24 protein-coding genes and 1 riboswitch are annotated in these 25,458 nt (G+C 49.7%); of the genes, 22 read left to right on the top strand and 2 right to left on the bottom strand.

What is annotated here, in order from left to right; translation table 11 throughout:
• Positions 1–49 precede the first annotated feature (49 nt).
• The 11 genes from NLX73_RS11240 to NLX73_RS11190 all read left to right on the top strand — a co-directional run bounded on the left by NLX73_RS11240 (position 50) and on the right by NLX73_RS11190 (position 12,233).
• Positions 50–604: an LOG family protein gene (locus tag NLX73_RS11240; protein ID WP_250260206.1), complete on the top strand. Its 555-nt coding sequence runs from the start codon at positions 50–52 to the stop codon at positions 602–604.
• Between the two features lie 57 nt (positions 605–661).
• A riboswitch (cobalamin riboswitch) is annotated at positions 662–847 on the top strand.
• Positions 848–1,157: 310 nt separating this feature from the next.
• Complete coding sequence (gene cobJ, locus NLX73_RS11235; protein WP_254326190.1) at positions 1,158–2,957, top strand: precorrin-3B C(17)-methyltransferase; 1,800 nt, start codon at positions 1,158–1,160, stop codon at positions 2,955–2,957.
• Between the two features lie 92 nt (positions 2,958–3,049).
• Positions 3,050–4,105 carry a sirohydrochlorin chelatase gene (locus tag NLX73_RS11230; RefSeq protein WP_069290591.1) on the top strand — a complete coding sequence of 352 codons (1,056 nt, stop codon included), beginning with the start codon at positions 3,050–3,052 and terminating at the stop codon, positions 4,103–4,105.
• Positions 4,102–4,881 (top strand): precorrin-6A reductase, encoded by a 780-nt coding sequence (gene cobK, locus NLX73_RS11225; RefSeq protein WP_254326189.1) that lies wholly within the window; start codon positions 4,102–4,104, stop codon positions 4,879–4,881. Before NLX73_RS11230 ends, cobK begins: the two co-directional genes overlap by 4 nt.
• A 168-nt stretch (positions 4,882–5,049) precedes the next feature.
• Positions 5,050–5,694, top strand: coding sequence for a precorrin-8X methylmutase (locus NLX73_RS11220; protein ID WP_254326188.1), 645 nt, complete (start codon positions 5,050–5,052; stop codon positions 5,692–5,694).
• Positions 5,695–5,768: 74 nt separating this feature from the next.
• On the top strand, positions 5,769–6,914 hold the full coding sequence (locus tag NLX73_RS11215) for a cobalt-precorrin-5B (C(1))-methyltransferase (RefSeq protein ID WP_254326187.1): 1,146 nt from the start codon (positions 5,769–5,771) through the stop codon (positions 6,912–6,914).
• The gene (gene cbiE / locus NLX73_RS11210) at positions 6,907–8,163 is read left to right on the top strand and encodes a precorrin-6y C5,15-methyltransferase (decarboxylating) subunit CbiE (protein ID WP_254326186.1); all 1,257 of its coding nucleotides are present in this window, start codon (positions 6,907–6,909) and stop codon (positions 8,161–8,163) included. Before NLX73_RS11215 ends, cbiE begins: the two co-directional genes overlap by 8 nt.
• 31 nt (positions 8,164–8,194) lie before the next feature.
• Positions 8,195–8,911, top strand: coding sequence for a precorrin-2 C(20)-methyltransferase (gene cobI / locus NLX73_RS11205; RefSeq protein WP_254326185.1), 717 nt, complete (start codon positions 8,195–8,197; stop codon positions 8,909–8,911).
• The gene (cobM, locus tag NLX73_RS11200; protein WP_013373518.1) at positions 8,908–9,702 is read left to right on the top strand and encodes a precorrin-4 C(11)-methyltransferase; all 795 of its coding nucleotides are present in this window, start codon (positions 8,908–8,910) and stop codon (positions 9,700–9,702) included. Before cobI ends, cobM begins: the two co-directional genes overlap by 4 nt.
• On the top strand, positions 9,695–10,783 hold the full coding sequence (locus NLX73_RS11195; RefSeq protein ID WP_254326184.1) for a cobalt-precorrin 5A hydrolase: 1,089 nt from the start codon (positions 9,695–9,697) through the stop codon (positions 10,781–10,783). The genes cobM and NLX73_RS11195 overlap by 8 nt, the downstream gene beginning before the upstream one ends.
• Positions 10,776–12,233: a cobyrinic acid a,c-diamide synthase CobB gene (locus NLX73_RS11190; protein WP_254326183.1), complete on the top strand. Its 1,458-nt coding sequence runs from the start codon at positions 10,776–10,778 to the stop codon at positions 12,231–12,233. Before NLX73_RS11195 ends, NLX73_RS11190 begins: the two co-directional genes overlap by 8 nt.
• 134 nt (positions 12,234–12,367) lie before the next feature.
• On the opposite strand, the gene NLX73_RS11185 is transcribed toward NLX73_RS11190, so the two are convergent.
• A complete protein-coding gene (locus NLX73_RS11185; protein WP_025721620.1) occupies positions 12,368–12,817 on the bottom strand; it encodes an AbrB/MazE/SpoVT family DNA-binding domain-containing protein in 450 nt (149 codons plus the stop codon).
• Between the two features lie 437 nt (positions 12,818–13,254).
• Between NLX73_RS11185 and NLX73_RS11180 the strand changes: the two genes are divergently transcribed.
• From NLX73_RS11180 to NLX73_RS11135, 10 genes are all read left to right on the top strand, one after another.
• On the top strand, positions 13,255–13,893 hold the full coding sequence (locus NLX73_RS11180; protein WP_165177843.1) for a ThuA domain-containing protein: 639 nt from the start codon (positions 13,255–13,257) through the stop codon (positions 13,891–13,893).
• 102 nt (positions 13,894–13,995) lie between these two features.
• The gene (locus NLX73_RS11175; protein WP_013312404.1) at positions 13,996–14,355 is read left to right on the top strand and encodes a phasin family protein; all 360 of its coding nucleotides are present in this window, start codon (positions 13,996–13,998) and stop codon (positions 14,353–14,355) included.
• A 1-nt stretch (position 14,356) separates the two neighbouring features.
• Entirely contained in the window at positions 14,357–16,027 is a 1,671-nt protein-coding gene (locus NLX73_RS11170; protein ID WP_254326182.1) for an ABC1 kinase family protein, read from the top strand.
• Between the two features lie 23 nt (positions 16,028–16,050).
• Complete coding sequence (locus tag NLX73_RS11165; protein ID WP_254326181.1) at positions 16,051–16,608, top strand: hypothetical protein; 558 nt, start codon at positions 16,051–16,053, stop codon at positions 16,606–16,608.
• A gap of 270 nt (positions 16,609–16,878) precedes the next feature.
• On the top strand, positions 16,879–18,327 hold the full coding sequence (locus NLX73_RS11160) for a SulP family inorganic anion transporter (protein ID WP_039271645.1): 1,449 nt from the start codon (positions 16,879–16,881) through the stop codon (positions 18,325–18,327).
• 219 nt (positions 18,328–18,546) lie between these two features.
• Positions 18,547–19,212, top strand: a complete 666-nt coding sequence (locus NLX73_RS11155) for an amino acid ABC transporter permease (RefSeq protein WP_039271644.1) — start codon at positions 18,547–18,549, stop codon at positions 19,210–19,212.
• Positions 19,193–19,870: an amino acid ABC transporter permease gene (locus NLX73_RS11150; RefSeq protein ID WP_250266856.1), complete on the top strand. Its 678-nt coding sequence runs from the start codon at positions 19,193–19,195 to the stop codon at positions 19,868–19,870. The genes NLX73_RS11155 and NLX73_RS11150 overlap by 20 nt, the downstream gene beginning before the upstream one ends.
• An 18-nt stretch (positions 19,871–19,888) precedes the next feature.
• Entirely contained in the window at positions 19,889–20,644 is a 756-nt protein-coding gene (locus tag NLX73_RS11145; RefSeq protein WP_165177831.1) for an amino acid ABC transporter ATP-binding protein, read from the top strand.
• An 18-nt stretch (positions 20,645–20,662) separates the two neighbouring features.
• On the top strand, positions 20,663–21,538 hold the full coding sequence (locus tag NLX73_RS11140; RefSeq protein WP_254326180.1) for a cysteine ABC transporter substrate-binding protein: 876 nt from the start codon (positions 20,663–20,665) through the stop codon (positions 21,536–21,538).
• A gap of 252 nt (positions 21,539–21,790) precedes the next feature.
• Positions 21,791–21,898, top strand: coding sequence for a putative metal homeostasis protein (locus tag NLX73_RS11135; RefSeq protein WP_158451783.1), 108 nt, complete (start codon positions 21,791–21,793; stop codon positions 21,896–21,898).
• A gap of 419 nt (positions 21,899–22,317) precedes the next feature.
• Here NLX73_RS11135 and NLX73_RS11130 read toward each other — a convergent pair whose 3' ends face one another.
• Entirely contained in the window at positions 22,318–23,550 is a 1,233-nt protein-coding gene (locus NLX73_RS11130) for a PHB depolymerase family esterase (protein ID WP_254326179.1), read from the bottom strand.
• A 421-nt stretch (positions 23,551–23,971) separates the two neighbouring features.
• Here NLX73_RS11130 and NLX73_RS11125 point away from each other — a divergent pair, with 421 nt between their 5' ends.
• Positions 23,972–25,456: a phytoene desaturase family protein gene (locus tag NLX73_RS11125; RefSeq protein WP_254326178.1), complete on the top strand. Its 1,485-nt coding sequence runs from the start codon at positions 23,972–23,974 to the stop codon at positions 25,454–25,456.
• Positions 25,457–25,458 lie beyond the last annotated feature (2 nt).

Here is a 25,458-nt window from a genome sequence, read left to right as displayed (position 1 = left end):
AATGAATAAGTTTCGATGCATGATACTTAGGACAGGAGCTGAGACGTTAATGAATTCTATTTGTGTATTTGCCGGGTCCAGACCTGGACATTCATCGGTATATGTTGAAGCGGCAGGCAAGCTGGGAGAAGCCATGGCTCGCCATCATATCCGTCTGATCTACGGTGGCTCCAGTAGGGGGCTGATGGGAGAGGTGGCGGATGGAATGCTGGCGGGTGACGGTCAGGTCACTGGCATTATGCCCACCCTGTTATTTGATGCAGAGATCATTCATCGGGGGGTTACCGAATTTATTGAGGTAGCAAGCATGCATGAGCGTAAAGCGGCAATGAGCGAGATGGCCGATGCGTTTATTGCCCTTCCGGGTGGCTTGGGAACCTTTGAAGAGCTGTTCGAGGTATTGTGCTGGGCGCAAATTGGCATTCATCGCAAGCCGATTGGGCTGCTGAATGTGAATGGATATTTTGACCCGTTAGTAGAAATGGTGCGTCATAGCGTGCAAGAAGGGTTTACTGGGTCTGAGCATCCAGCGCTACTAAGCATCTCTGCCGACCCGGACGAATTGCTACATATGTTAAAAAATAAAGCAGAGAACTTGAAATAAAGCGTTTTTCGTGCTTGCACAACTGATTGAGGCAAGGTTATGATAAGACCCATAATCAAATAGCGGACAGACAAGGTGCCTTTGCGGTTGAGCAAAGGGTAACAGGGAATCGGGTGCAAATCCCGAGCGGTCCCGCCACTGTAAGGAAGAGGATTTTTTTAAATGGTCACTCGTGAAAAACGGGGAAGACGAAAGAATCTGTTGATGCCAAGCCAGGAGACCTACCTTGATCTGTATGCACCGTTAACCTTCGCGGAGAGGATGGGTGTACGAAATCAGGAAATCAGGCACACGTTGCTTTTTCCATGTTGGTTAGAGGTTTGCGTGGATATGAACGTGCAGCAGCGTTTGAAGCGTAAACAGACAGGTGGAAAACAACGGCAGGCTGGAGGAAGACAAATAGTGTCTTCTTACGCTGTTTGTTCGTCTGATGAGAGATACGTACATAGAAACCCCATCCGGGCAGGATGGGGTTTTTTGAGTTACAGGATGTCCATAAATCATTGAAATAGATAGGATAGCTGCCCTGAAAAGGGTGAATAGGAGGAGCACGATGAGCCCATTAGGAAAATTGCTGGTGATTGGATTTGGACCAGGAGATATGGAACATATCACAAAACGGGCGCTGGATGCGCTGGCCGAAAGTGAGGTCATTATCGGCTACAATACCTACGTTGATTTGATCCGTCCGTTGTTGAACGGACAAGAGATTGTACGCACAGGGATGACAGAGGAAGTGAGCCGTGCGCAGGAGGCGGTTCGCCAAGCAGAGATGGGCAAGAAGGTAGCTGTCATTTCCAGTGGAGATGCAGGAGTCTATGGTATGGCAGGGCTGGTGTACGAAGTGCTGATGCAAAAAGGCTGGCGACGCGAGGACGGGGTTGAGGTAGAAGTCGTGCCGGGGATATCGGCTATTCAGTCCTGTGCTTCACTGTTGGGGGCGCCAGTTATGCATGATGCTTGCACGATCAGTCTGAGTGATCATCTGACCCCATGGGAAACGATTGTGAAGCGTGTAGAAGCAGCGGCTTCGGCCGATTTTGTGATTGCATTATACAACCCGCGCAGTGGTCGGCGTACCCGCCAGATTGTGGAGACGCAGTCCATTTTGCTGCGTTACCGCGATCCGCAAACTCCAGTTGGGTTGGTGAAAAGTGCTTATCGTGAACGTCAGCAAGTTATTGTAACGACGCTGGAAGATATGCTGAATCATGACATCGGGATGCTGACAACTGTAATCATCGGCAATTCCTCGACAACGGTGTATGACGGCTTGATCGTGACTCCGCGCGGATATCAGCGCAAATACACGCTGGATGCGACCGAGCAAGCGCTCAAGCCACATCAGCGTCTCCGCACGGAAGCGGAGCCGTGGTCGCTGGGCGCACAAGAGGATACACCGCAGGCAGGCGCAGCCCCGACTACGCCCGCTATACCCTCCGCGAGCGGCGCTGCGGTTGCGACGCAGGCACGCCCGCAAGCGATGGCTGCCGTGCAGGCAACGACCGCTGTGCAAACCGGCGCAGCAGCCCCGGCATCGCTGGCGGCAGAGGCACTAAGCCGCCTCGCTGTTGGCGGCAAGCTGCCTGGCGCAGCCAACGCTCGCTGGGGCGGGCAAGCGCCTACTGTCGAGAGCACCGCCGGAACGTCAGCGGTGGCCGGAGCGGGGGCCCCGGTCGGGATGGCGACAGGCGGCTTTGGCAAGCCTGCGCTATTTGAGGTGGGCGTTTCCCCGGGGGTGGGAAACAAGAAGTTCACCGCTCGCCAGATGGCGCTGCTCGCCGAGGTAGCGGGTGATGACGGCGAGCTGGAATACACGCCAGATCATCAGATCGTGCTGCGCGTACCGTGTGCAGACCCCGAGGAACTGGTCGGACGGCTGCGGGATGAACGATTCATTGTCATGCCGATTGGCGATGTGTTTAAGGTGAAGGCGTGCGACTTCTGCAATATGGAGAAGGATGACGCTGTGCCTGTGGCTGAGCATTTACAGGTTGTACTTGGCGGATTACAGGCACCCAAGGAAACGAGCATTGCTTTGAATGGATGCGGTATGGCCTGCTATGGAGCGGTGCTAGAGGATATCGGCATCGTCTATCGCAAGGGAGGATACGACCTCTTCCTTGGTGGCAAAAAATTCGGTCGCAATGCTCATGCCGCTCAGCCCGTAGCGGAAGGGATTCCGAGTGATCAAATTACTGACATTGTGGAGAACGTCATCGCTGAATATAAGGAAAAAGGGCATCCGAATGAGCGTTTTCATAAATTTTTTAAACGTGTAGGTGTCGTTGCGGGTTTCCGGCATGAAGATGCACCAGCAACGGTAGAAGTGAATGCGGTTTGTGGTGATTAATGGACTGAAGGCCTGATGAACTGGATACAAGCATATATATAAAATAGGGCGTCATGCAGGCTATCCCTATTAAAGAGGAGGAAAAAACAGCAGTGGATGCAATATTGTTAGTTGGACATGGAAGTCGGGACCCGGAGGGGAACCAGGAACTGCTGGAATTTGCACAGGCAGTGGCAGACCGGGTACCGGATATGTGCGTGGAAACCTGTTTCTTGGAGTTGGCACGTCCCAGCATTGCTGATGGGATGCAAACATGTGTGGAGAAAGGTGCGACGCGTGTCGTTCTCATTCCGATTATCTTGTTCGCAGCGGTACATGCCAAAATTGATATTCCGATGGCTATTGATCGGGCAAAAGCAAAATATCCGCAGGTGGAATTTGTATATGGACGCCCGATTGGCGTTCACGAGAAAATCGTCAGCATTCTGCAAAGCCGCTTGAAAGAGGCCCGTCCGGTTGCAGTTCCAGCGGGAATGAATAGCGCTGTAGAGGCATTTGCCGAGGTATCCGACGAAGAAACGGCGGTACTTGTGTTAGGACGCGGAAGTAGCGATCCAGATGCGAACAGTGACTTTTTCAAAATCACCCGTATGCTATGGGAACAGCTTTCTTATACGTGGGTAGAGAGCAGCTTTATCGGTGTGACGCAGCCTTCTTTTCCCGATGGATTGGAGCGTTGTGTACGACTGGGGGCCAAAAAGATTATCGTGCTTCCCTATTTTCTGTTCACGGGTGTGCTGATTAAGCGCATCGGAGAAATGACCCAGGAATTTGCCGAGGCTCACCCTACATTACAAGTGGAAATGGGAGGATATTTTGGTTTCCATCCTCAATTGATTGAACTGGTGCTGGAGCGAGCTAAGGAAGGCTTGTTCGGCAAGGTTACGGCCAATTGTGATAACTGCCAGTTCCGTCTGGAGGCGCAGGAGCACCACCATCATCACCACGACCATGACCACCATCACGATCATGAGCATCATCACCATCATCATGCACATGAGCACGATCATCATGATCACCATACACACAGCCACGATCACACTCATGAGCATGTCCATGCTCACAGCCATGATGACCATGATCACCATCACGAGCATTCTCATACGCCATCTGTAGTGAATGGAAGCGGGCAGGTGAAGGGCTCATGATATTCATGCTATGTGGAACGAGCGATGCTCGGGAATTGGCGCTGCAAATCCGTGACCATGGCTTCAACGTATTGACCTCGGTTGTAACCGAAAGCGCGGCAGCCAGCTTGTCCGAGGCAGGACTGGACGTACGTACAGGCCGAATGACAGCCGATGAAATGAGTGCAATGATTCGGAAGCAGGGAATACAGGCGGTTGTTGATGCCAGTCATCCTTTTGCAGAAGAAGCACATGCGAATGCAATGACAGCCGCTCGCGAATCCGGAGTTCCTTATATTCGCTACGAGCGGGCGGGACTGGTGTATGACAATCATCCATTGCTCCACATCGTGTCTTCCTATGAAGAGGCCGCATTAGAAGCGAAGCAACTCAAAGGCTCTGTAATGCTTACGACAGGCAGTAAGACGCTCGGCACGTTCACCAAGCATTTACTCGGAGACCCGGAGATTCGTCTGGTTGCACGCATGCTGCCGCGCTTGGACAATATGGAGAAATGCGGCGAACTGGGCATGGAGCAAAAGAATATTATTGCCATGCAGGGACCCTTTTCCCGCGAGATGAACGAAGCATTGTACAAGCACTATGGCACGACCGTGATGGTCACCAAGGAAAGCGGACGCACGGGAGCAGTGGATGAAAAGGTTCAATCTGCATTGGAGCTGGGGATTCACGTACTTTTGATTTCCAGGCCGGAAGTGGAATTTGGCACAGTATTTGATCATTTCGGCGGAGTCATCGACGCACTGCGCACAACAAAAGAGAGAACTTCAATTTGAGTTGAGCCTTACCCCTGCGAGTCCAGTCCATCAGGAACGACTTCTGGCATGTATTTAAAATATAGTCATCTTAAAACAGGTGTTTTTAAGAGGTATCTATGATTTTGTAGCAATGAATTGTCATTTTCCTAAACTATTTTCTAATTTTCCATAAGGGAGTGGTCTACCATGGATTTTAAAACAGAATTCAAACCGCTAACGGTGCAGCCGCAGGAAATTGAGGGCAAAAGCTTCGAGATGATCACAGAAGAATTGGGAGAGCATCCTTTTACAGCAGAGCAATATCCCGTTGTACAGCGTGTCATTCATGCATCTGCTGATTTTGAGCTGGGCCGCAGCATGGTGTTTCATCCAAAGGCGATTGAAGCTGGGATTGCAGCTATTCGCGCAGGACAGCAGGTAGTGGCGGATGTGCAGATGATTCAAGCGGGGCTGAGCAAGGATCGTATCCGTCAATTTGGCGGGGATGTGCATGTGTACATATCTGACCCTGACGTCATGGAAGAAGCGAAAAGACTGAATACGACACGCGCCATTATTTCGATGCGCAAAGCGATTCAGGCGGGCGAAGGTGGCATTTATGCCATTGGTAATGCGCCGACAGCGTTGCTGGAGTTGATCCGTCTGGTAAAAGAAGGAGCGGCTAAGCCCGGACTGGTGATTGGCATGCCCGTCGGTTTCGTATCGGCAGCAGAATCCAAGGATGAGCTGCGCAAGCTGGATATTCCGTTCATTACGAATATTGGACGCAAGGGTGGCAGTACAATTGTCGTAGCAGCATTGAATGCGATCTCCTTAATGGCTATCCGCTAGATGCGGTTGTCCGTTTGCTGTATCATGAAATGAATTAGAACATGATCAGCAGAAGAGGTTAAGGAGGAATTGGCATGGAAAAGGAAGCGGCGTCCGCCAACAGGCCCAAACGGATGAAAAGCGGTGAAGCTCCCGCGCCGGACAAGCCAATGCGTTCAGGTTTTACGACTGGAGCTTGTGCGGCTGCAGTGGCCAAAGGAGCGGTACAACTGCTCATCACGGGCATTCCACCGAAGGAAGCAGTGATATCGCTGCCCGCGGGATTCGATCATGCGTTTGAGCTGATCGAGCCTGTGTTGGACGCGGACGAAGCTTCCTGCACGACGATCAAAGACGGTGGCGATGACCCAGATGCCACGCATCAGGCGAAAATTATCGCCTCTGTTAGCTGGCGCGAGGAGCCGGGTATTGAGCTGGATGGCGGCATCGGCGTAGGGCGGGTAACGAAGCCCGGTCTGCCTGTGCCTGTCGGGGAAGCAGCGATTAATCCGGTGCCGCGACGTATGATTATGGAGGCTGTGACAGGCGTGCTTGAAGAGCACGGATCGGCCAAAGGTGTCCGTGTCGTCATCAGCGTACCGGACGGCGAAGAAATCGCCAAGAAAACGCTGAACGGGCGTCTTGGCATTCTTGGCGGTATTTCCATACTAGGCACGCGTGGTGTGGTCGTTCCGTTTTCCACGTCAGCTTATAAAGCCAGCGTCGTGCAGGCCATATCGGTTGCACAAGCGATGAACTGCCAGGAAATAGTCCTGACCACAGGCGGCAGCAGTGAAAAATATGCCATGCAAATGTACGATCAGCTGACGGAAGAGGCCTTTATTCAGATGGGGGATTTTGTCGGCTTTGCCATTAAGCATGGGAAACGGTTGGGAATGAAAAAGATTATTCTCGTCGGTATGCCTGGCAAGCTGTCGAAGGTAGCTCAAGGTGTCATGATGGTACACTCCAAGAGCGCTCCGGTGGATTTTGGCTTTTTGGCTGAGGTCGCGCGTGAAGCAGGTGTGGACGAGTCGCTTGCAGCGGCAGTGGCAGAGGCCAATACAGCTACGCAGGTGGCGGATATGATGACCGAAGCGAATGCGCTTAGCTTTTTTGAAAAGCTGTGTACCTATGGATGTCAGCATTGTCTGGACCATGCAGGTGGTGGAATTGTCGTGGAAATGGTACTGGTAACGATGAAAGGGAACGTGCTGGGGAGGGCGAGAGTCGGTGAGTAGAGTGATTCGTGTCATTGGTATCGGTGAAAATGGAGCGGCAGGTCTGTCGCAGGAGACGCTGGAGCACATTGAGCGTGCCGACCTGCTGGTTGGTGGAGAACGCCAGCTAGCCTTTTTCAAGGCATTCGCAGGGGAAAAACGAACATTAAAGAGCGGCTTATCTGCCGTGGTAGAAGAATTGGGACGGTTGCGTAAGGACAAGGATATTGTCGTGCTTGCGTCAGGCGATCCGCTTTTTTTTGGAATTGCAGGTTATTTGTCTACCAAGCTGGGGGCGGAACATCTGGATATTTTGCCGCATCTCAGCTCGGTTCAGCTGGCGTTTGCGCGTCTCGGTGAAAGTTGGCAGGATGCGGTGCTGGAAAGCGTACACGGCCGTCCGATGACCGGATTGGCGCAGCGGATCGATGGACAGAACAAGGTCGCGCTGCTGACGGACGACCGAAATCATCCCGCCGCAGTCGCTGCCTATCTGCTGCATTATGGCATGACGGAATATGAGGCCTTTGTCGGCGAGCATTTGGGCGGACCGGATGAGGCGTATCAGCATTATACGTTGGATGAGATGGCGCAGAGAACGTTCCAACCACTGAATGTAGTTATTTTGCGCCGCCGTAAGGGTGAAGACGTGCCTGCAATTCGTCGGGGATTTGGCTTCGAGGATGCGGAATTTCACCAGCGTAAGCCGGAAAAAGGACTGATCACGAAGCGTGAAGTACGCGTATTCAGCTTGTCCGAGCTGCGTCTGACCGAGCGAAGCATCGTATGGGATATCGGCGCAGGTTCCGGCTCTGTAGCGGTGGAATGTGCGCGGCTGGCCAAGTATGGGCAAGTATTTGCCATTGAGAAGAACGAAGGCGATCTGGCTAATGTCGAAGCAAACAAAATCAAATTCCGTACCGATTTCCCGGTTATTCATGCCAAAGCGCCTGCCGGACTGGAAGATCTGCCAGACCCGGATGCGGTGTTTATCGGCGGGAGCGGGGGGGAATTGGCCGAACTGATTCGTCTGTGTGCTTCCCGTCTGCGGAAGGATGGACGAATTGTAGTGAATGCTGCAACGATTGAGACGCTGCATGATGGGATGAAGGCGATGCAAGCAGCAGGTCTCGAAACTTCAGTGACGTTATTGCAAACAGCGCGCAGCAAGCCGATTTTGAATATGACTCGTTTTGAGGGACTCAATCCGATATATGTTATTACAGGACAGCCGTCGGTGGACGTGGCTGACGAAGTAGCAGGGGAGTAAGCTGGTAATTCAAGAGGGGGAGAGAGACAGCATGAATACGGCGGCAACAGGAACACTTTACGGCGTAGGCGTGGGGCCGGGTGATCCCGAGCTGATTACAGTCAAGGCGTATCGCATGATTCAGGAATGTGCAGTTGTGGCTTATCCGAAGAAACGCCGGGGAGGTAAGTCGTATGCTCACGAGATCGTGGAGTTGTACGTCAACCCGGAGGAAAAGGAGATGCTGGGACTCATTTTTCCAATGACCAAGGACCCGGTTGTACTGGAGCGTGAGTGGAACAAAACGGTGGTTGCTTGCTGGGAGGCACTGAGCCAAGGCAAGGATGTAGCCTTTGTCACAGAGGGAGACCCTAATCTGTACAGTACCTTTATTCATTTGGCACGGCTCATGAAGGATATCCATCCTGAGGTGCCGATTGTATCTATTCCGGGCATTTCGTCTGTGTTGGGAGCGGCGGCAGCGCTGGAATTGCCTTTGGCAGACGGAGATCAGCAGGTCGGTATTATTCCGGCTACGGATGATCGGGAAGCGATGAAGCGGGCGATTGAGAATCACGATACGGTCGTGTTTATCAAGGTTGCCAAGGTGCTGGATTTGATTTTGGATGTGCTGGATGAACTCCATCTTGGGGACCGTGCATCAGTCATTACCAAGGTCACTTCCCCTTATGAAATGGTATGGCGCGACGCACGTGAGCTGCGCGGACAGGAGCTTGAATATTTGAGTTTAATGGTGGTGAGCAAATGACGTTGGAGCCCAAAGTATATATCGTAGGAGCAGGTCCAGGCGACCCGGAGCTGATTACTGTCAAAGGCTCCCGGATTCTACGCACGGCCGATGTGGTATTGTACACGGATTCACTCGTGAACGACGAGCTGATTGCCACGGCCAAGCCAGAGGCGCAGGTACTGCAAAGCTCAGGCATGGATTTGGAGCGGCAGGTCGAGATTATGAGCGAGGCTGTGCAGGCTGGACGCAGTGTAGCTCGCGTACATACAGGTGATCCGGCAGTGTACGGTGCCATTTTGGAGCAAATGGTGTTGCTGAAGCAGCGCGGAGTAGCATATGAAATCGTACCAGGCGTCAGCTCGGTCTTTGCTTCTGCGGCGGTGCTGGGTGCAGAGCTAACTGTGCCTGACCTGACGCAGACGGTCATTCTGACGCGTGCCGAAGGCCGTACACCTGTACCGGATCGGGAAAAGCTGCGTGACTTGGCATCCCATCACTGTACAGTGGCACTGTTCCTCAGCGCAACGCTGGCAAAGAAGGTGGTCGTTGAGTTTCTGGCGGCAGGCTGGAGTGAGGACACACCTGTAGCAGTTGTGCAGCGTGCGACCTGGCCGGACCAAAAGATCGTACGCACGACGCTTGCTCAATTACCCGCCGATTTGCGTGCAGCAGGCATAACGATGCATGCCATGATTTTGGCAGGCTGGGCGCTCGATCCGGGACTGGTGGACAAGGACGCGCATCGTTCCAAGCTGTATGACAAGTCGTTCACCCATGGCTACCGGAAGGGAGTGAAGCCCGGTGAGTAATCCATTTGCCGCTGTGGCGATCACGAAGCATGGAGTGGAAATGGTCCGCAATTTGGGAGCCAGCTTTCCGGGCACGGATGTGTATTACATGTCCAAGTTTGAGCGTGGCGACGAGCAGCAGCGTGGCATTCAATTGTTTGAAGGCTCGGTCAAGCTGATTTTGCCGGATTTATTTAAACAATATAACGGTATTATTTTGTTTATATCTCTCGGTGCAGTGGTTCGTATGATTGCACCAATTTTGGTGGATAAAAAGGTAGACCCGGCGGTAGTTGTCATTGATGATCGTGGCGAGCATGTCATTAGCGTATTGTCTGGCCATTTGGGTGGCGCCAATGAATTGACCCGCCATGTAGCGGCTGTACTAGGCGCACGTGCTGTAATCACGACTGCATCGGACGTGCAGGGCACGATCCCGGTGGACATGTTTGGTCGGGAATTGGGTTGGGTGGTCGATAGCTTCGACAAGGCGACTCCTGTGAGCGCTGCTGTTGTGAACGAGGAGCCTGTTGCGCTTATACAAGAGACAGGCGAACGGAACTGGTGGCGTTATGACAAGCCTGTACCTGGACATATCAAGGTATATGCTTCGACGGCAGAAGCATTGCAAGAACCGTTTAACGCCGCGTTGGTCGTGAGTGACCGTTTATTGGAGCCGGAGGAAGAGCAGCAGCTTCTTTCTAATGGCGTGCTGTACCGTCCGAAAAGCTTGGTGCTCGGCATCGGCTGCAACCGTGGGACTGCATTGGAGGAACTGGAGGCGGGTGTGCTGGACACCTTGCAAGAGCTGCGTTTGTCCGTGAAAAGCGTACGGAATATTGCCACCATTGATCTGAAAAAGGACGAAGAGGGCTTACTTGCCCTTTGCGCCAAATACGGTTGGGAACTGGTGACGTATACTCCGTCAGAGCTGAATACGGTTCAGCTTCCCAATCCATCGGAAACCGTCTTCAAATACACTGGCGCATATGGGGTCAGTGAACCTTCAGCCTTGTTGTCTTCTGGTGCAGACCATTGGCTGCTGGAGAAGAAAAAAAGCGGCAATATGACGCTGTCTGTAGCGCGGGTTTCCTATGACTGACGTCATGAAGCAGGTTGTACAGTCTGATCCGTCTGCCGCTACGCGCAGAAGCCGTATTGTTGTTGCCGGAACAGGCAGCGGCGCAGGCAAAACGACTGTTACCCTCGGGCTGATGAAGGCGTTCGCCGACAGCGGCCTGCGAGTGCAGGGGTTTAAATGCGGGCCGGATTATATCGATCCGACCTATCATACTGCCGCGACCGGGACTTCTTCCCGTAATCTGGATTCATGGATGACCTCACCGGATACGGTGCGTGAAACCTTTATCCGTGCTTCCGAAGGCGCGGATATTTCCGTGATTGAAGGCGTCATGGGGCTGTATGACGGCAAGGACCCGCTCAGCAACACCGGCTCGACCGCTGAGATCGCCATGCTGACGGACAGTCCTGTATTGCTGGTGGTCGACGTGCGCAGTATGGCACGAAGCGCCGCCGCTATTGTGCTCGGCTTTCAGCGCTTGGAGCCCAAGCTGCGCATTGTGGGCGTAATTGTGAATCGCTGCGGTAGCCAAGGGCACTATGGCATCGTCAAAAAGGCGATTGAGCAGGAGTGCGGCATCCCCGTGCTCGGCTGGTTAAAGCGTGATGACGGGCTGGATATTCCCGAGCGTCATCTGGGTTTAGTACCCGCTGTGGAACGCGGCGAGCTGGAGCCGCTTTTCCAACGGGCGGCAGAGCTGATCCGCGCGGGTACGGATCTGGATGCACTGCGGGCATTGGCGGATTCGGCTCCGCCGTTGTCTCTGCCCGCACAACCGTTGTTTCCCCCGGATTGGCTTCCATCAGCAGGGCATGAAGCTGATACCGGGGAACGTCCCGTCATCGCCGTCGCCAGAGATGCGGCGTTCAATTTTTACTACCCGGAAAATATGGATTTGCTACGTCAGGCGGGAGCAGAGATTGTCTATTTCAGTCCGCTGGCGGGAGAACGCGTACCTGAGCAGGCAAGCGGCCTATACCTGGGCGGCGGTTTCCCCGAAGAGTTTGCCGCAGATATCGCTGCAAATACGGGCTTTTTGGAAGATATCCGCAACGCGGTAAGCCGGGATATGCCAGTATTCGCCGAATGCGGCGGTTATATGGTACTGGCACGGACACTTACGGATCGTATGGGGAATGCCTATCACATGGCCGGGGTTATTCCGTCGGACGTCCGCATGCAAAAGAAACGGGCTGCACTGGGATACCGGGAAGCAACCGCTTTGCAGGATTGCTTGCTGCTGGAAGCTGGAGAGACCATTCGGGGACATGAATTTCATTATTCTGTCATGCACTATGATGAATCATCCGCCCCCTACTCCTACGCCTATCAAACCAAGGGGATGCGTGGTCTCCAGAGCGAGGGCTATGCGAAAGGGAACCTTTTGGCAGCCTACACGCATGTTCATCTTGCATCTCTTCCCAAGGCGGCAGCACGCTGGGTAGAACAATGCCGGGCTTACGGTCAATAGGTTTGCAAACGAGTCCACTACTTCATATAAACGAAAAAAGCCGAGTCCCCTAAAGGGTCCGGCTTTTCTAAATTTCAATAGATTTAAACCTTACATAGTATGGAAGCGTATACATTACTTTTTTGGTGACTCGCTTACATGAGCTTTTTCAGCTGGGAAATCCTTCCCTGGCTCACGCCAAGCATGGAGGCAAGTTGCTTTTGTGAAGATGCTGGATGTTCTTCCATAAGCTCTCTCATCTTTTCCAAAATAACGTCTGTGCGCTGATAAATTTTTTTCATATGCATATTTTGCTTAAGTGGGGGTGAATGGGTTTCAGTCGCTGTGACCGGAACTAAATCTTCCGTTTTCATCGAGGCTGCACATTCATCGCAGATAAACTGATCTTTAAAGTAGGTGTTGGTATCAACCGCACCGCAAAATATACAGTTGGTTGATTTGTACTTACGGAGCATGAGTGTCTGGTCTTCAATAAAAAACTCTAATGGATCGCCGATGTCAATCTCCATCGTCATGCGCAACTCTTTAGGAAGCACAATTCGCCCCAAGCTGTCCAAGGGCCGGGTCATTCCAGTCCTTTTCATTCATGCAACCTCCCCGGTTTTTTAAGATTTATAGAATGTATAAGGTTTGAGGCAATTCTTATCAATTCTATAACCGCAAGCATAAATTCTTACAAAAAGCGCCCTTCATTGTTAATCAAGCATGGACGCACTTTTTTTCTTACGAGTATACCATAAACAGGCCGAATCGCCATCGTTCAGATTTATAAATTTTGAATAAGTTTTAATAAGTTTATTCCGAGCGAACATATATGCTATAATCGTCTGCTAAAGGATTTAATAGGTCGTCTGTAGAATTATTTATATATGCCGTAGCTCGGACAATGATGGCGGTGTTATGGGAAATGGATAAGGGCCAAACGGAATTTTCTGAGCGTTTTGACCCCACAAACAAGAATAAATGACACGGGCCCCGCCTTTAAAGTCCTTATATACAAGTCAGGCAAGGAGGATTTATCATGGAAAAAAGAAAAGCATTGTTGTTAGGAGATTATTCGTATCCGGAGTTTCACCCGCTGCAAGGGGTGGACGAAGAGATTAGCCATATTTTACAGGATTGGATGACGGTACAGTGTAGTGAGAATCGTAAAATGCTGCTCAAGGAAAATCTAACCTCATTTGATCTATGTATCTCGTACTGCGATAGCCGCAAGGAGGTTCTGTCACCTCAACAAACAGCAGGATTGCTGTCTTATGTTAGCGGCGGGGGTGGATTGCTTGTGCTGCATAACGGAATCACATTGCAAGGACGGTATGAAATTGCACAGTTAATGGGGGCACGTTTCTTGCGACACCCGGCTGCAGGTCCACTTTCCTTCAAAGTAACGGAGCCGGATCATCCGATTATGGAAGGAATTGAGCCGTTTGAGATGCAAGAGGAGCCGTATCGTTTTGATTTTGATCCATTCACTGAAAAAACACTACTGATGGAATATGAACACGAAGGCCAGTGGTGGCCGGCGGCATGGTCACTGTCCTATGGCTTGGGTCGGATCGTCTATTTGATGCCTGGACATAATCAGCCAAGCTTCCAACACGAGGGATACCGCAAGCTGCTGCTTCAGGCTGCCAAGTGGGCTGGACGCTTTCCAGGTTAAACATAGATCATTCCATTCATTGAGGAAGGGGAGCTGCGAACTTTATGCGGCTCCCCTTTTCAGGTTATACTATAGGTAATCACAGGTAGGGGAGGATATATTATGAGCGATTTGTTCAAAAAAGCCATCTCATTGGGGTGGGGCCTCACCGTTGTCAGCAAAGAAAAGGTGGAGAAAGCCGTCGAGGATCTTGTAAACCGGGGAGAACTTGCGCCCTCGGAATCCAAAGCGTTGGTCGATCGTCTGATCGAACGAGGGGCAGAGGAACAGGGACAATTCAAAACAGTGATCCGCGAACAGGTTAGCCGCATTTTGCAGGAGCTGGAAGTACCTACCGAAAATGATGTTACAAGTTTGGAGCAGCGTGTGGCATTGTTGGAAAAACAGGTAGCGGAGCTGGAAAAAGAAAAGGCGGCGCTTACGGGTTCGAGCGACGCTGAAGAAGCGAACCGGCTGGATTAAAATGGCGGTTCGTATGAAGCACGCCGGTCGTTACCGGGAAATTGCCATGGCGCTGGCGCGTCATGGCTTTGGCTATATGGTGGAAGAAATGGGACTGTTCCAGCTGCTGTCATTGCCTCGCAAGTGGCTGACGAGAGAAACTCCCGAGTCCAAAACGCTAGGTGAACGGATTCGACTTGTGCTGGAGGATCTGGGGCCTGCATTCATCAAGCTTGGACAGTTGGCAAGCACACGTGCTGACCTGCTGCCGGAGCCTATTATCCGTGAGCTGGTTAAGCTTCAGGATCAGGTACCACCGTTTTCATCTGAAACGGCGCGTGGCATTCTGGAGCAAGAGCTGAACACGTCATTAGAGGACATACTGGTTCGTTTTGACGATGTTCCGCTGGCTGCTGCTTCGATCGGGCAAGTGCATCTGGGCAAGCTGCACAGCGGCGAAATGGTCGCCATTAAAATCCAGCGTCCTGGCGTTAATCGCATCATTCGGCGAGATTTGGACATTTTGCGGGAACTAACCGCTATGGCAGCCAAGCGCTGGGAATGGGTAGAGCGGTATCAGCTTCGCCAGATGGTGGAGGAGCTAGGGAGATCGCTCATTCAGGAGCTGGATTACAACCATGAAGCCCGTAATACAGAGAAGATTGCGCTCCAATTTGAGCAGGACCCACATATCTATATTCCGAAAATATACTGGGATCATACCTCTTCCCGTATACTGACTATGGAGTTTCTAGACGGAACTCACTTGGGTAGTCGTGAAGAGCTATTACGCCGTGGATATAACTTGAAAGAACTGGCGCAGCGGCTGGTGAACAGCATGCTGCATCAAATTTTTATAGAGGGATTTTTTCATGCCGATCCCCATCCGGGGAATTTACTCGTTTTGAAAAATGGCAGTCTTGCTTATTTGGACTTTGGCATGACGGGAAGGTTGAGCGAAGAGATGAAGAATCATCTCGCTTCCCTCATTATTGCCCTGATGCGCAAAAATACCGATGCCATGGTTCGGTCTATCGAACGTTTGGGTCTGGTCGAACCGGACACCGACCTGAATGCGCTGCGTGCCGATCTGGACAAGATACGCGAAGATTACTCAGACGTTCCTTTCTCACAGGTCAGTATTGGTGATGCTTTGAACGACCTATTTGGCGCAGCGCAGCGCCATCGGATTGGTTTGCCGTCGGACGTCCTGTTGCTAGGCAAGGCGTTGCTGACACTGGAGGGGGTCGTGGAGCATCTGGACCCCGATCTTAGTATTATCGCTTTGGCTGAGCCCTTTGGTAACAAGCTGTTGAAGGAACGCTTCAGCGGTCGTCGTATCCGAGGCAAGCTGCTGGGTGGTGCGACTGAGCTGGTGGAGACGCTGATGGAACTGCCAGGACATGCGAGGCATTTGGCCTCGATTATCAGCAAGGGCAAGCTTAAGCTGGAGGTTACTGTGCCGGAGCTGGAAATGCTTCTGCGCAGGCTGGATCAGATCAGCAACCGCCTGTCATTCAGTATCGTGCTATTAGCGTTCAGCATTATTATGGTCGGACTGATTATCGGTTCATCGCTGAATCATCAGGCGACCATGCTGTGGAATGTACCTGCCATTGAAATCGGCTTTGTTGTGGCCCTCTTAATGGTTGCCTTTTTGCTATATTCCATTTTTAAATCGGGAAGATTCTAGATACTGACCAGAAAGGAAAACTTATGGATACACATAAGATGAATAATCTCCAAATTGCAGATGTGCCATGGCACCGCCTGACTACTCCTTATGGTAGGGGCACGAAGTTGCCACAATTGATATCCAACGGGGAGTACGCAGCCATTGCTGATCTGATAGAGCATCAAGGCACATTGTGGCAGGTTACGCCATGGGTGTTACTTTTCTTATTGCGTAATATGCATATGAGAAATTCGGATGATATCACGCGGAGTGAGTTGGAACTGTACCATGCGGTTGTTGGAGCATTGGACATGGAAAACGCACAAGAGGATTCACAGAAGTCTGTAGAATCCCTAACCATGCTGCTGGACGAAAAATATCTATGGCCGGCAGACAGCGATCCAGAAGAAGATGAACTGGAGTGGGAAGAGGAAGAAGCACGCGGTTATGATCCGGTAGCTTTTTGGAGTTATTATGACTATAGTTATCGATTATTGAAGCAAGCACTGCCTGACTTTGAAAGCTTACTCCAGCAGCATGCGAACTCTGAGATTGCTGAATCCCTATCGGAGCTTGTACAGAAATTGCGAAAATTTTAATTATAAGAAAACGAATAAGATGAAGATAATGATCGTTATTTCAAGGAAATAGATGATTTCTTTCTGTAAACAGCCTTTTAACTCATTCGTCTCTGCGAATTCCTTACGTTATAATGATGGACTGAATGTAACGGACCGGGTTCGTTTGAGAGAGACGAACTGAATGATAGGAGAGCCTTGGCGATTGGTCGCTGGACGGAGACCCGAAACACACGGGGTGCGAGTCAACACGCTACTCTCCGTAAATATAGGAGGCTGGAACGAGACGGTATGAATCTTAGACAACAATGGTTCGGTAATATCCGGGCCGATATACTTGCGGGCATGACCGTGGCGCTAGCACTAATTCCCGAGGCGATTGCCTTCTCGATCATTGCAGGGGTCAATCCCATGGTCGGACTGTACGCCTCCATCTCGATGGCAATTGTCATCTCTTTTGCAGGTGGACGTCCGGCGATGATCTCGGCAGCTACTGGAGCGGTAGCGGTACTGGTCGTTGGCCTGGTGAAGGATCATGGCGTGGAATATCTGTTTGCAGCTACCATTTTGGCAGGAATCATTCAAGTGCTACTGGGTGTTTTGAAAATAGGTCGCTTTATCAGCTTTATTTCGCAGCCGGTTATGACCGGATTTGTGAATGCGCTGGCGATCCTCGTCTTTATGGCGCAACTCACCCACTTTCATGGAGCTAATTGGATCATGTACGCGATGGTAGCGGGGACGCTGCTCATTGTGTATATTTTACCGAGATTTGTGAAAAGCATTCCTGCTCCATTGACGGCAATCATCATCATGACGATCATTACGTATGTATTTGGATTGAATGTGAAAACGGTAGGAGATATCGGTACGCTAACCAGCTCGCTGCCTTCATTCCATTTGCCGCAAATTGAGTGGTCGTGGCATACTTTGCGGATTTTGTTGCCGTATTCCTTTACGATGGCACTGGTTGGACTGCTGGAATCGCTGCTGACAGCCAGTATTTTGGATGAAATGACCGAAACGAAGAGCAATAAAAACCGGGAAGCCCGCGGGCAAGGGATTGCCAACTTTGTAAATGGCTTTTTTGGTGGTATGGGTGGTTGTGCCATGATCGGACAATCCGTCATTAATGTCAGCTCAGGTGGAAGAGGGCGTTTGTCCACTTTTACGGCTGGGGTATTCTTGGCCTTTCTGCTGCTCGTGCTTGGCGGGGTTGTAAAGGAAGTGCCAATGGGTGCATTGGTAGGAGTCATGTTTATGGTGTGTATCGGAACCGTAGACTGGAAATCGCTCCGAAACATTGCTAAGGTACCCAAGGCGGACACGTTTATTATGGTGGTCACGGTGATCATTGTGGTGGCTACGCATGATTTGTCTAAGGGCGTGATCGTAGGCGTACTGCTGAGTGCTCTGCATTTTGGCTGGAAAATGGCTAAAATTCGCATCAGCGCAACGGAGAACAACGACGAAAAGGTGTACCATGTCAGGGGTCCGATGTTTTTTGCTTCAACGACTCATTTTGTCGATCATTTCGAACCTTCGGATGATCCAGAACGTGTCGTGGTGGACTTCAGTCATTCCCATATTTGGGATCACTCCGCAGTTACTGCCATCGGCAAGGTGTTACAAAAGTATACGAAATCCGGCAAATCCATCACCCTGCGGGGATTAAATGAGGAGAGCCGTTTAATTGTAGAGAAGCTCGGCGGCCCTCTTGTTACCGAGCCGCTCGTATGATGAATCGTATAGCATAAATCAAAGCTTGAAATGAAATTTATTCATTTCAAGCTTTTTTTATTTATTTCTGAAATAAAACAACACTTTTCTTCCTGAATCATAGATAAATATGACAAATTTTCATCAAAGTATTGACGTAATAATTGGGCAGGAATACAATCATTGTTATTAAGCAGAGCAAGTACATAGGAATAATTGAAAATCGAAAGGTATACACATATGAACTTAGACTGGGAGTTTATTGTAGAGAGCTTGCCGTTATATGGAGAAGCTATGTGGTTGACATTGAAGATCGCCTTTTTTGCTATTCTATTTTCATTAGTCGTCGGTTTGCTGTGCAGCACAGTACTGTATTACAAGGTAAGGGGAATTAGCGGCATCGTTGTTGCCTATATTGAGCTTTCCCGAAATACGCCGCTGCTTGTACAGTTATATTTTCTGTATTACGGGTTTACGAAAATAGGTCTGCATATGAGCGAAATGACGTGTGCCATTGTGGGCATGACCTTTTTGGGCGGGGGTTATATGGCTGAGGCGTTCCGTGGGGGAATGGAAGCAGTGAGTAAAACCCAGACGGAATCCGGGCTGAGTCTCGGACTGTCCAAGATACAACTGGCGAGATATGTTATTTTGCCACAGGCTTTTGCCATCAGTGTTCCGTCTCTGGGAGCGAATGCGATATTTTTGCTCAAGGAGACTTCCATTGTTGGCGCCATTGCCTTATTAGATCTGATGAATGTCGCAAAAGACCTGATTGGCATGTACTACAAAACAACAGAATCGCTAATTCTGCTGGTATTGGCATATCTCGTCCTGCTTTTACCTTTGTCGATACTGCTGACGTGGGTGGAAAGGAAGGTGCGATATGCTGAATTCGGGGATTAATGTGCTCTTTGAAGGTTCCAATTTCGAGCGTCTATTAGGGGGATTGCTCGTTACGCTGGAGATTGCGTTACTTTCCATTATTATCGGTACTCTACTAGGCATTTTGATGGGGTTGCTGCGCACCTTAAAATCAAGACCGATTCGGTTTGTGCTGAAATTATATTTGGAGACATTCCGCATTATTCCAATTCTGGTATGGTTGTATGTCGTATATTTTGGATTTACTCCTTTGTTGAATGTGAATATCAGCGGGGAATTGACAGCAATTATCGTATTCAGCCTGTGGGGAGCGGCCGAGATTGGTGACATCGTTCGTGGTGCATTGGAATCACTGCCCAAGCATCAGGTGGAATCCGGGCAGGCATTGGGATTGACATATGGACAGTTATACCGCTATGTGCTCATTCCCCAGGCGGTGCGCCGAATGCTTCCCGGTTCTATTAATCTGGCGACACGGATGATCAAAACCACTTCATTAGTGGTGCTGATCGGTGTAGTGGAAGTGGTCAAGGTCGGGCAGCAGATTATTGAGCTTGGTGTAATCAAGGCGCCCTCGGCATCCTTCTGGGTGTACGGCTTTATTTTCATATTGTATTTTCTCGTATGCTATCCGTTATCCAGACTTTCCAAAAGATTTGAACGCAGATGGCAAAATTAGCAGGATGGGGTGGATGTCATGGGAGAGGCTGTGGAGGTTTTACTCGAAATTCGAGGGCTGCACAAAAGCTTCGAAGACCGAAAAGTACTGCAACAGATTAATCTGGACGTAACGAAAGGGGAAGTCGTGGTCGTTCTCGGTCCTTCGGGATGTGGAAAAAGCACGCTCCTCCGATGTCTCAATGGTCTGGAGCCGGTCCAGAGTGGAGATATCCGTTATAGAGGGCAGGACCTGACGGATAAGAAAGTGAATTGGCGTGAGGTGCGGCAGCATATCGGAATGGTGTTCCAGAACTACGAGCTGTTTCCGCATATGACGGTCTTAGAAAATATACTACTCGGCCCGCTTAAAGTTCAGCGGAGAAGCAAGCAGGAGGCACTTGAGCAAGCGGAGCAGCTATTGGAGCGAGTGGGTCTGCTGGATCGCAAAGATGCGTATCCGAGACAATTATCAGGCGGGCAAAAGCAACGGATTGCAATTGTGCGCGCCCTGTGTATGAACCCAGAAATTATGCTCTTTGATGAAGTCACCGCATCCTTGGACCCGGAAATGGTCAGAGAGGTGCTGGATGTCATGCGAGAGCTGGCACAGCAGGGCATGACCATGATTATCGTGACGCATGAAATGGGATTTGCCAAGTCGGTAGGGGATCGTATCGTTTTTATGGATCAAGGACAGATATGCGAAATGACTACGCCACAGCAATTTTTTACCCAACCGGAAACAGAGCGTGCCCAGCACTTTCTGGATATATTTCAGTACGAAACGATATAAACAGGGGGATGAATACAGATGAGAAAAGGAATGAAGTTCACGACGTTATTACTGGCTTTGAGCTTGCTGATTGTTGGTTTGGCGGGATGTGCAGGAGGCGGAAATACCAACGGTAGTTCAGGCTCGGCTAAATTTGCTTCGATTAAGGATATTAAAAAGAATGGCAAGATTCGAATAGGTGTATTTGCAGATAAGCCGCCTTTTGGCTACGTGGATTCGGAAGGGAAGAATCAAGGCTTTGACGTCTATATTGCGAAGCGGTTCGCCAAAGATCTCTTGGGTGACGAGTCCAAGGTGGAATTTGTTCTGGTGGATGCTGCCAGCCGGGTCGCCTATTTGGAATCCAACAAGGTAGATATCATCATGGCTAACTTTACGGTGACGGATGAGCGTAAGGAAAAAGTCGATTTTGCCAACCCGTATATGAAATTATCCTTTGGCATTGTGTCGCCTGATAGCGCTCCAATCACCACGATTGACCAATTGAAGAATTCGGATCAGAAGCTGATTGTCGCAAAGGGAACAACGGCTGAAACCTATTTCACGAAAAATTACCCTGATATCAAGCTGCTTAAATTCGATCAATACACAGAAATCTTCTCAGCCCTCAAAGACAAACGCGGCGCCGCCATTGCCAACGATAATACAGAGCTGATCGCCTGGGCAAAAGCCAACCCTGGCTTTACCGTAACTATCCCGGCCTTTGGTGGTCAAGATACGATTGCACCCGCAGTAGCAAAGGGAAATAAGGAGTTATTAGACTGGATCAACAATGAGCTGGCTACATTAGGCAAGGAAAACTTTGTGCATCAAGCCTACAAGGACACACTGACCTCTGTTTACGGAGAAGGCTTTACAGATCAATTGGTCGTAGAGGGCGGCAAAGTGGATTAATCATAGTATAAGTTGTTGTTTTACTATAAAGAAGTGTTGGGACTACAAGCCCAACGCTTCTTTATTAATATGGGGGAAAGGGGTCATTGGCAACTCCTTAATAAAGATACATACTTCCACCCCCAAAGCTCTTGCATGATAGTAGATTTCATTATATAATTTTAAATGATAATGAGAATCATAATCATTAATAACAGTCTTTAGGTGCATGCTCCCAATATGAGCCTAAGTGAATAGGATGGTGATGTGCACATGGCTAAAGCAGATGTGGCAACTGCCAGAAGACAGCTTCGGAGTCCGAACAAGGTAACCCGCAGACGAGCTTTGAGAACGATCAAAGCTGCGAAACGCGCGAAGTAGCAGGTTCCAAGTTAACTGCAAATGGCAATACCAGTGTCAAATTTTTCAGTCTCCTCGTTTTGATATTGCACCTGCCTTCCTGATGGTGGTACACAGGAAAGTAGGTGTCTTTTTTTGAATAATAAAAAAGCGCCAGGCGGGTATCGAACCGTTCTGGCGCATTATTTGGAGATATAAAAAAACCAAACTCAAAATGAACATAAAAACGGAGTAGACGGAATAGTGCTGTACAAGCGAAGCGATCGCTTTAAAAGCTTTCCGTAGGAAAGCGCGCTTCGGAAGCATCACCTCCCCGGATTACTACTCTATAAAAGGCTTTGTTCAAGAAATCCGGGGGCGGTGGCGATGGGAAGCACTATCCGACTGCGTAGTGGCACAATATGAAACTTTTAAGTTCGGTTTTAATACAAAAACTACATTTATTTCTTTTGTGCAAACAGCCATTCAATCATATCCTGATTTTGCAAAGCGGGAACCCAGGAAAAGTGTCCTGTAGGTTTGATAATCCCTGCTTCGTATTCAGTGAAGTGAATGAGGTTTCCGTTTTGTGCTTTAATGGCAGCGACCATTTCTTGCGAGTTTTTAGGACTTACTGTGGTATCGTCTGCAGCATGGAAGGCCCAAATAGGAACGTTTTTCAATGCCTCGACGTGTGTAGGTTCAACAGGCGCATACATGTTAACGGCTTTTTCATAGTTGGTCAAACCGGCAATCGGCACACCTGCGGCGAACAAGTCCAGATTTTTTTCCAACAATCTCCACGTTCCCATGGCTCCTTGAGAAATACCAACAATATAGATTCGGTTGGTATCGATCGGGTATTTTAACGCCGTATCACGTACCAAATCGGCTACAGCGCTGTTGCGTGGCTCATCCGCCCAAATGAATTTATGCTCCAGGTCAATCGGGCTTTGAGGAGCGATGACGAAGGATGGGTGTTTGGCTTGCTGCTCAGGAGAAGCCCAAGTGACAGCACCAGCATTCGCTAACAGGTTGACTCCGTTTCCATCACCGCGTTCGCCGTTTCCGTGCAGGAATACAACCAACGGGTAGGTTTTGCCTGGTTCTACTTTAGGTTCAAATGTAAAGTAGTTCAGCTTGAAGCCTTCTTTATTTTCAAAGGTGTTTTTTTGGAAATCGTCCACGATTGGTGTAATTTTATCCGTTGCTTTTACAGTCTGTGTAGAGGCTGGGATGACTGTTTTCTTTGAAGTTGCAATATCTTTCTTTTGACTAATCGTATAATTCAGCGTGTTGATGCGGTTAACTGCGCTTGTTGCATCGTAAGTAAGGGTACTTGCATTTTTATCTTGTGTATCCAGCTCAATCACGACATATTTACCATAAGTACTGCGGTTGGTGATGGCTCCAGTATCATTGGTATATACACCGGTTACGGTTCTGTCGGTATATACATCATTGAGTACAGATTGAACCTGAAAGCTGGACGTGGATAAGGATGCCCCGTCAATATTGGTGCTGTATTTCAGTACGACAGCAGAAACGACTTCACCCAAAGGCTGTACCTGAGTAAGCAGGGTAGCCTGTGGCGCTGGGACATCGGCTGCTGCGGCAGAGCTGGAGGATGGGAAAAAGATCGTTAACATGAACACGAAAGATAATAAAACAAGGGCAAAACGTCTTCTTTGCATGAGATTAATCTCCTTTGGTGTCATTTTTTAAAGCGCTTACTACATGTTCGGGATGGTTGACTGTAAGCTGTGGAATTCATACAAATCAAAAAAAGGCAAACTCCGGGTACACGTGTGTACTCGGGTTTTGCCTTTTCAGTAACAATCCCACTTGAAGGATAACACCTTCATTGGAATCTGACAAGTGAAAGCGCTACATTTTTGGGTGTTTTTTAAAAAAAAGTTTTACTTTCGTTACGGATGATTCTACAAAAATCCTTAAAGCAACTTGCAATTAGAAGTGGATATGTCGAACTCATGGTATTCATCTATAGCGGGCAACCAAGATACCGGGCTTTTCAACGGTAATATTGTGGTATATAATCTCCTTAACTTAACAGTGTTAACTTATATAACGATGTTAACAAAAGGGGATGAAATCATGAACCAATACGATGTTATTGTCATCGGTGCAGGACTGGGTGGCTTGTCCTGTGCAGCAAGACTTTCCGCGCTCGGTTACCGAACAGCTGTTTTTGAAAGCCATACTTTGGCTGGCGGTTTCGCAACTGAATTTACAAGAAAGGGATATACCTTTGATGTCTCCTTGCACGGTGTCGGCGGACTCGAGGAGGGCAGCTTCGGTCGGCTGTTAAAGGACTGCAATGCGGACCAGCGAATTGTTCCTCTCCGCAAAAAGCACCCTTACTCCATTCGTTGGGAAGGACAGACCATTGATATTCCGTCCGATGTTCAGGAGTATGTGCAGCTCCTCAAAAATATGTTTCCTGCTGAGGTGTCAGGCATTGACAGTTTATTCGCGGGCATTCGCCGTTTTGAAACAGGCTTTTCTGCTTTTTCTACTCTCACTTCCTGGCGCAAGGCGGTTGGCCTGCTCAAAGCAGGAACCTTCTTCCGCTGGACGCAAATGACAACCTGGGAAGCTGTAAGACAATTCGGGTTGTCTGAACGATTCACGGAATTTTTTACCGCGCTGTGGGCCTATTATGGATTGCCTCCAAAACGGCTTGCAGCCTTGTATTTTTTCATTCCCTGGATCGGCTATCATTTGGAGGGGACGTACTACATTGAGGGAGGCGCACAGGCTTTATCCAATGCATTGGTTGACGCTATTAAGTCAGCGGGAGGAGAAGTTCACCTGCGCAGTCAAGTATCTGAGATTATACTCGAACGCGGTAAAGCAGTTGGAGTCCGATTGAAAAAAGGCGATGTATATAAAGCCAACTGGATTGTGTCTGGTATCAGTCCCCATCATACGTATGGCCGCCTACTGGAAAACCATGATGCTGCCCGTCGTGAGCTGGAAGCTGTCAGCAGTCTGGAGACTGGCACGTCTCTCACCCAGCTATATCTGGGATTATCATGTGAGCCTCATGAGCTTGGCATCACCGAAGAAGACTTAATCCTGTGCAATGAGCCGGATTCGGAAAAAGACTATGAAGTTATGATGAGCGGCCAGTATACCAAAGGCAACTGGATGCTCACAAATTATAACGCCATGGACCCTAAGCTCAATGAACCGGGAAAGGGTGTCATTGCAATTACATTTTTGGACAGATTGGAGAACTGGCCTGCCGCACGTCCCGAATATAAAGCCAAAAAAGAAGCCGTGACACAGCAGATACTGGGATGTCTAGAACAGCTGTATCCAGGTTTTCGCAGCAAGGTAGTGGTGGCCGAGTTGGGCACACCGCGCACGATGCAGCGTTATACCGCTAATCCCGACGGGGCCGTTTATGGCTACGCACAAACGGTCCGGCAGTCCGGTATAAAAAGACTGAAGCACAAATCAGCCGTGAATCGTCTGTCATTGGTAGGGGCCTGGACACAGCCTGGGGGTGGGTTTCAAGGGGTTATGAACTCGGGTATAATGGAAGCTGATCGTATCGCCGCCAAATTGGGGTAGGC

The sequence above is a fragment of the Paenibacillus sp. CH40 genome, from assembly GCF_024213605.1.
Classification (GTDB): Bacteria; Bacillota; Bacilli; order Paenibacillales; family Paenibacillaceae; genus Paenibacillus; species Paenibacillus polymyxa_B.
The sequence above is the reverse complement of the archived record's forward strand: the minus strand, read 5'-3'. Positions and strand labels throughout refer to the sequence as shown.